Below are 1483 nucleotides of genomic sequence, written 5' to 3'. Positions count from 1 at the left end.
CGACTTTTCATTCAATTTTGAATGAAAAGTCGTCTTTCTCTTTATTCTTTTTTACTTTGTTTCTTTCATCAAGGTTAGGATTCGTTTTAAATTGACAGCGAATATAGCCATTGCACCTTGCAGTTGCATACCAATCAGACCCGAGGAAGATGCCACATCATACCCGTGTCTATGCTTAAGTTCACTATTTTTCGCTTCAATTTTATAACGCTCTTTCCCCTTTTCTTTAAAATATGCACTTTCTTGAAATGCTTGTTGTTCCTTATGTTCAGTGGATTTAATTGTCACAGAATATGTTTTACTTTTAGCGCCTTCCTTGTAACACCCACTTTTGAATGGACATACTTTGCATTTTTCAATATCAAAATAGTAGGTATGACTTTGACTATTGTTTGTTCCCTTTTTACCCGTACGTGCTCTACGAACAGCCATATGTCCAGCTTTACAGACATACATACCCGCATCTTTATTAAACTCAAATTCATCTTCTTTTTTACGTGGCCCTTGTGTCACAATAGGGTTTAATTTCGATACTAATTGTAATTGATTTTGGTTGGCATATTGAATATTATTTTTCTCAGAATAAGCAGTATCTCCAATAACTGTATCAATTTCCATTCCTGTTTCACGACTTTTTTCAATCAATGTTTGAAGGTATTTTCCATCGCTTTTTTCACCCGTTGTAATCACCGCAGCTGTAATGATGCGTTCTTCATTCATCGCAATATGTGTTTTGTAACCAAAGAAAGAAGAATCCGCTGTTTTATGTCCAATTCGCGCATCAGGATCTTGCGAAAATTGGAGGTGTTCTTGGTGATCTTCTACGATTTCTTTTAAATAATTCAGTTTCTCTTTCACATTTGGATATTCACGAATGATTTCCTCTTTTTCTACTGTTTCAATTACTTTTTGACAATATTCAAGTTCGTCACTTAAGTCATCTGTCATTGTTTTTGGTGGGAACTTTTCCTTCATTCCTTCGTCAACTTGATAAACAGCTTTGCGGAGTAATTTGGATTTCTCCATTAAAAATTCTTTCGGCGATTTTTGATTGAAGCGTGCTTTTGTATGCGTGGCATCAACAATAATAGATTTATTTTTAATCAAGTTTTTTTCGAGTGCAATTTCCACTGTTTTTTGAATGAGCATGTCAAGTAACCCTATATCTGTCAGACGAAGCTTGCGGAACTTCGTTAATGAACTAGGGTCAATGACCATATCTTCTGGTGCCATATCTAAAAAATATTTAAAGGACATATCGTATTTTGAGCGTTCCACAACATCTACATCGGATAAATCAAAAATAGATTTTAGTAATAAATATTTAAACATACGAACAGGCGGCACTGCATTGCGACCGTTATCGAGACAATATTTATCTTGTAGTTCTTCTAAAACAAAAGAAAAGTCTACCAGTTCATTCAATTGACGAAGCATATTATCCTTTGGTACAACGATATCGTAAATCGCCATAAATGGACTG

The 1483-nt window shown here is 34.7% G+C and carries 1 protein-coding gene; it reads right to left on the bottom strand.

The features are described 5' to 3' along the window. Positions 1 to 51: 51 nt before the first annotated feature. The coding region (locus tag MR056_RS21890) for an IS1182-like element ISBcy1 family transposase (RefSeq protein WP_048722072.1) at positions 52 to 1483 on the bottom strand (1432 nt) is incomplete at its 5' end.

The organism is Bacillus cereus group sp. BfR-BA-01360, from assembly GCF_022663595.1.
Lineage (GTDB): Bacteria > Bacillota > Bacilli > Bacillales > Bacillaceae_G > Bacillus_A > Bacillus_A cytotoxicus.
The sequence above is the reverse complement of the archived record's forward strand: the minus strand, read 5'-3'. Positions and strand labels throughout refer to the sequence as shown.